Here is a 5,991-nt window from a genome sequence, read left to right on the forward strand (position 1 = left end):
CGCCGGAAGACCCCGTAACCCCGCCCCCGCGGCAAGCGGCTCAGCGGCGCCGCAGGTCCGCCACCCGAGCCGCCCGCTCGGGCCCCGCGTCGAGCGCCGCCGCACTGCGCAGCGGATGCCCTCCGTGATGGGGCGCCCCGCGCCGTGGCCCCGGCAGGGGGACGTCGCGCCGCGGCCCGCGCCCGGCACCACTGCCCGTGTCACCGGCGCCGGCCGCACCGGCCGCGCCGGACCCCTCCCCCGCGACGGCGATCTGCACGCCCTGGTCGGCCAGCGCCTGCAACTCCGTGGCGGCCCGCTCGTCATGAGCCGGCGGCTCGTCGGTGACGAGCCGGGTGATCACGTCCGTGGGCACCGTCTGGAACATGGTGTCGGTGCCGAGCTTGGAGTGGTCGGCGAGGACGACGACCTCGGCGGCGGCCTGGACCAGCGCGCGGTCGACGGACGCCGACAGCATGTTGGACGTGGACAGGCCGCGCTCGGCGGTCAGCCCGCTCCCGCTGAGGAAGGCCCGGGACACTCTGAGCCCCTGGAGGGACTGCTCCGCCCCGCTGCCCACCAGCGCGTAGTTGGAACCCCGCAGCGTGCCACCGGTCATGACGACCTCCACGCGGTTGGCGTGCGCCAACGCCTGGGCCACCAGGAGGGAGTTGGTGACGACGGTCAGCCCCGGTACCCGCGCGAGCCGGCGGGCCAGCTCCTGCGTGGTCGTACCGGCGCCCACCACGATGGCCTCGCCCTCTTCGACGAGCCCCGCGGCGAGATCGGCGATGGCCGTCTTCTCTGCGGTCGCGAGATGTGACTTCTGCGGAAAGCCGGATTCCCGCGTGAATCCGCCCGGCAGTACCGCACCGCCGTGCCGGCGGTCGAGGAGTCCTTCTGCCTCCAGTGCGCGCACGTCCCGCCGTACGGTCACTTCGGAGGTCTGGACGACGCGGGCGAGCTCCCGGAGCGATACCGCTCCATTGGCCCGCACCATTTCGAGGATCAATTGACGACGTTCTGCAGCGAACACGAAACTGACAGTAACCCCAACGACCGTCTGCTTTCAGCAGTTTGCGCCGAATTACAGGTTCTGTTCGCACAGAACACCTGGAAGTGGTATAGGCGCGGAACACTCACGGTGACCCGCGCCCGGTCACGGAGCGTCAGCTCTCGTCGGCCAGCTTCCGCGAGTGCAACTGCCGTGCCACTTCGGCGATCGAGCCCGACAGGGAGGGGTACACGGTGAAGGTGTTCGCGATCTGTTCGACCGTCAGGTTGTTGTCGACCGCGATCGAGATGGGGTGGATCAGCTCGGAGGCGCGCGGGGCGACGACCACGCCGCCGACCACGATGCCGGTGCCGGGGCGGCAGAAGATCTTGACGAAGCCGTCCCGGATGCCCTGCATCTTCGCGCGCGGATTGCGCAGCAGCGGCAGCTTCACCACGCGGGCGTCGATCTTGCCCGCGTCGACGTTCGCCTGCGTGTAGCCGACGGTGGCGATCTCGGGGTCGGTGAAGACGTTGGAGGAGACGGTCTTGAGGTTCAGCGGCGCCACCGGCTCGCCGAGGAAGTGGTACATGGCGATGCGGCCCTGCATCGCGGCGACGGAGGCGAGCGCGAAGACGCCGGTCACGTCGCCGGCCGCGTACACGCCGGGGGCGCTCGTGCGCGAGACCTTGTCGGTCCAGATGTGCCCGGAGTCCTTGAGCCGGACGCCGGCCTCCTCGAGGCCGAGCCCCGCGCTGTTCGGGATGGCGCCGACGGCCATGAGGCAGTGGGTGCCGGAGATGACGCGCCCGTCGGCGAGGGTGACCTCGACGCGGTCGCCGACGCGTTTGGCGGAGGCGGCGCGGGAGCGGGCCATCACGTTCATGCCGCGGCGCCGGAAGACGTCCTCGAGGACGGCGGCGGCGTCCGGGTCCTCGCCGGGCAGCACGCGGTCGCGGGAGGAGACGAGGGTGACCTTGGAGCCGAGGGCCTGGTAGGCGCCGGCGAACTCGGCGCCGGTCACACCGGAGCCGACCACGATGAGCTCCTCGGGGAGCTCCTCCAGGTCGTAGACCTGCGTCCAGTTGAAGATCCGCTCGCCGTCGGGCTGGGCGTCGGGGACCTCGCGCGGGTGACCGCCGGTCGCGATGAGCACGGCATCGGCGACGAGGGTCTCCTCGGTGCCGTCGGCGGCGGTGACGACGACCTTGCGGGAGCCGTCGAGGTCCTGCTTGCCGTCGAGGCGGCCCCTGCCGCGCATGACGCGGGCGCCGGCGCGCGTGACGGAGGCGGTGATGTCGTGGGACTGGGCGAGCGCGAGGCGCTTGACCCGTCGGTTGACCTTGCCGAGGTCGACGCCGACGACGCGGGCCGGGGAGTCCGGGTCCGGGGTGTCGTCCTCGACGATGATGCCGAGCTCCTCGTAGGAGGAGTCGAAGGTGGTCATCACCTCGGCCGTCGCGATCAGTGTCTTCGACGGCACGCAGTCGGTGAGCACCGACGCCCCGCCCAGACCGTCGCAGTCGACGACGGTCACCTCCGCGCCGAGCGAGGCGGCCACCAGTGCCGCCTCGTATCCGCCAGGTCCGCCGCCGATGATCACGATCCGAGTCACGTAGGCCATTGTCCCGCACGCTTCAACCCCGCACCGAATCGGGGCCTCCATCGGGGGAGCGCGGAGCCGAATCCCCGCTCGGGAGGGGTGATCCCGTTCCGCAGGGGTCCCAGGGGCGCTCTGACGTACCCTCGACCACATGTCGCTCTACGCCGCCTACGCCGGCAATCTCGACCCGCGGCTCATGACGCGCCGCGCCCCGCACTCGCCGCTGCGCGCGACGGGCTGGCTCAACGGCTGGCGGCTGACCTTCGGCGGCGAGCACATGGGCTGGGAGGGTGCGCTGGCCACGATCGTGGAGGCACCGCGCTCCCAGGTCTTCGTCGCGCTGTACGACATCGCGCCGATGGACGAGGACTCGATGGACCGCTGGGAGGGTGTCGGCCTCGACATCTACCGGCGGATGCGGGTCAGGGTGGACACCCTCGACGGCGCGGAGCCCGCGTGGGTGTATGTGCTGAACGGCTACGAGGGCGGCCTCCCGTCGGCCCGCTACCTGGGCGAGATCGCCGACGCGGCGGAGTCCGCGGGCGCCCCGCACGACTACGTGATGGAGCTGCGCAAGCGCCCCTGCTGAGGGCGGGCGGGCCGGGGCCGCAGGACCCGGTTCGGCCCGGTTCCGACCGCTTGCGGGCGATGCCTCGTCGGAAACGACAAGACAACGATCGCCATCCCGGGACCATCGGCATCTACGCGCGTAGGACTTGACCGGCTACCCTCAACCGCGTGAACGCATCTGTTACTCCGGACAACCTGCAGGGCGACCCCTACGCCGCCGCCGACGCCGCCGCCGCGCGCCTGCGCGAGCTCACGGGCGCCGAGACCCACGACGTCGCCCTCGTGATGGGCTCCGGCTGGGCGCCGGCCGCCGAGGTGCTCGGCGCGCCCGCCGCCGAGTTCCCCTTCACCGAGCTGCCCGGGTTCACCGGCGCCGCGGTGGCGGGCCACGGCGGCACGGTCCGCTCGTACCAGGTCGGCGAGAAGCGCGCCCTGGTCTTCCTGGGCCGCACCCACTACTACGAGGGCCGGGGCGTCGCCTCCGTCGCGCACGGCGTGCGCACAGCCGCCGCCGCGGGCGCCAAGACCATCGTGCTGACCAACGGCTGCGGCGGTCTGCGCGAGGGCATGCGCCCGGGCCAGCCGGTCCTCATCTCCGACCACATCAACCTGACGGCGACGTCGCCGATCGTCGGCGCGAACTTCGTCGACCTGACCGACCTCTACTCGCCGCGGCTGCGCCAGCTGTGCCAGGAGATCGACCCCTCGCTCGAGGAGGGCGTCTACGCCCAGTTCCCCGGCCCGCACTACGAGACCCCGGCCGAGGTCCGCATGGCCGGCATCCTCGGCGCCGACCTCGTCGGCATGTCCACCGTCCTCGAGGCCATCGCGGCCCGCGAGGCGGGCGCGGAGGTGCTCGGCATCTCCCTCGTGACGAACCTGGCCGCGGGCCTGTCCGGCGAGCCGCTCAACCACGAAGAGGTCCTCCAGGCCGGCCGTGACTCGGCCGCCCGCATGGGCGAGCTGCTCACGCAGGTCCTCGCGAAGATCTGATCCGGCCCGCCGGACAGGCCCGTCCCTCCCGTACGTCTGAAGGATGCGAACCGTGACCGCTGAAGGCAGCGAACTGCTCGGCCGGGCGAAGGCCTGGCTGGCCGAGGACCCGGACCCGGAGACCCGCGAGGAGCTCGGCAAGCTGATCGAGTCCGGCGACCGGGCGGCGCTCGCCGAGCGCTTCTCGGGCCGGCTGCAGTTCGGCACGGCGGGGCTGCGCGGCGAGCTGGGCGCGGGCCCGATGCGGATGAACCGCGCGGTCGTGATCCGCGCGGCCGCCGGTCTGGCCGCCTATCTGAAGGCCGAGGGGCGGGGCGACGGGCTCGTCGTCATCGGGTACGACGCCCGGCACCGGTCGGCGGACTTCGCGCGCGACACGGCCGCGGTCATGGTCGGCGCCGGTCTGCGCGCCGCGGTGCTGCCCCGGCCGCTGCCCACCCCGGTGCTCGCCTTCGCGATCCGGCACCTGGGCGCGGTCGCGGGCGTCGAGGTCACGGCCTCGCACAACCCGCCGCGGGACAACGGCTACAAGGTCTACCTCGGCGACGGCTCGCAGATCGTGCCGCCCGCCGACACCGGGATCGCGGCCGGGATCGACGCGGTCGCCTCCCTGCACGACGTGCCGCGCCCCGACTCCGGCTGGGAGACGCTCGGCGACGACGTCCTGGACGCGTACCTCGCCCGGACGGACGCGGTCCTCGCCCCGGGCTCACCGCGCACCGCCCGCGCCGTCTACACGGCGATGCACGGCGTCGGCAAGGACACCCTGCTCGCCGCGTTCGCCCGCGCGGGCTTCCCCGAGCCGGTCCTCGTGCCCGAGCAGGCCGAGCCCGACCCGGACTTCCCGACGGTCGCGTTCCCCAACCCCGAGGAGCCGGGGGCGATGGACCTGTCCTTCGCGACGGCCCGCACCGTGGACTGCGACCTGATCATCGCCAACGACCCGGACGCGGACCGCTGCGCCGTCGCCGTGCCCGACGGCGGCGACTGGCGGATGCTGCGCGGCGACGAGGTGGGCTCGCTGCTCGCGGCGCACCTCGTGGGGCGCGGCGCGACCGGCGTTCTCGCGGAGTCGATCGTCTCCTCGTCCCTGCTCGGCCGGATCGCCGCCGCGGCGGGCGTCCCGTACGAGGAGACCCTGACCGGCTTCAAGTGGATCGCCCGCGTCGACGGGCTGCGCTACGGCTACGAGGAGGCGCTCGGGTACTGCGTCGACCCCGACGGCGTGCGCGACAAGGACGGCATCACGGCCGCGCTCCTGGTGGCCGAGCTGGCGAGCGCGCTCAAGGAGCAGGGCCGCACGCTGCTCGACGCCCTCGACGACCTGGCGCTCGCCCACGGGCTGCACGCCACCGACCAGCTGAGCGTCCGGGTCCAGGACCTGTCGGTCATCGCGGACGCCATGCGCCGGCTGCGCGAGACGCCGCCGGTCCGGCTGGCCGGGCTCGACGTGATCCGCGCCGAGGACCTCTCCGCCGGTACGGACGCGCTGCCGCCGACCGACGGGCTGCGCTACACGCTGGACGGCGCCCGCGTCATCGTCCGCCCCTCGGGCACGGAGCCCAAGCTCAAGTGCTACCTGGAGGCCGTCGTCCCGGTCGCCGACCGGGCCGGGCTGCCGGCCGCGCACGCCGAGGCGGCCCACCGCCTCGCGGACCTCAAGCGGGACCTGGCGGCGGCCGCCGGCCTCTGAGCGGGCGGTCGTGCGGCCGAGGATCCGCGGCCACCACCCGTGTGGGTGATTTCGCGGGGCAGTTGACGGAACGCGGGAGGACGCGGGACGACGCGGGGCGGGGGCGGCGGGGAGGCTGCCCCCGCCCCCTCCCCGTTCCCAGGAGCCGCCTCCGTGCCC

At 73.4% G+C, this 5,991-nt stretch carries 5 protein-coding genes; 3 read left to right on the plus strand and 2 right to left on the minus strand.

The window, feature by feature from the left end; genetic code table 11:
- Window positions 1-40: 40 nt before the first annotated feature.
- Entirely contained in the window at window positions 41-1,015 is a 975-nt protein-coding gene (locus tag GTW43_RS16425; RefSeq protein WP_161302778.1) for a DeoR/GlpR family DNA-binding transcription regulator, read from the minus strand.
- A 133-nt stretch (window positions 1,016-1,148) separates the two neighbouring features.
- A complete protein-coding gene (locus tag GTW43_RS16430; protein WP_161302779.1) occupies window positions 1,149-2,597 on the minus strand; it encodes an NAD(P)H-quinone dehydrogenase in 1,449 nt (482 codons plus the stop codon).
- A 130-nt stretch (window positions 2,598-2,727) separates the two neighbouring features.
- On the opposite strand from GTW43_RS16430, the gene GTW43_RS16435 reads away from it, so the two are divergent.
- The 3 genes from GTW43_RS16435 to GTW43_RS16445 all read left to right on the plus strand — a co-directional run bounded on the left by GTW43_RS16435 (window position 2,728) and on the right by GTW43_RS16445 (window position 5,832).
- On the plus strand, window positions 2,728-3,165 hold the full coding sequence (locus GTW43_RS16435; protein WP_161302780.1) for a gamma-glutamylcyclotransferase: 438 nt from the start codon (window positions 2,728-2,730) through the stop codon (window positions 3,163-3,165).
- A 149-nt stretch (window positions 3,166-3,314) separates the two neighbouring features.
- Window positions 3,315-4,139, plus strand: coding sequence for a purine-nucleoside phosphorylase (locus tag GTW43_RS16440; RefSeq protein WP_161302781.1), 825 nt, complete (start codon window positions 3,315-3,317; stop codon window positions 4,137-4,139).
- 43 nt (window positions 4,140-4,182) lie between these two features.
- A complete protein-coding gene (locus tag GTW43_RS16445; RefSeq protein ID WP_161302782.1) occupies window positions 4,183-5,832 on the plus strand; it encodes a phospho-sugar mutase in 1,650 nt (549 codons plus the stop codon).
- Window positions 5,833-5,991 lie beyond the last annotated feature (159 nt).

The organism is Streptomyces sp. SID5785 (assembly GCF_009870065.1).
Taxonomy (GTDB): Bacteria; Actinomycetota; Actinomycetes; order Streptomycetales; family Streptomycetaceae; genus Streptomyces.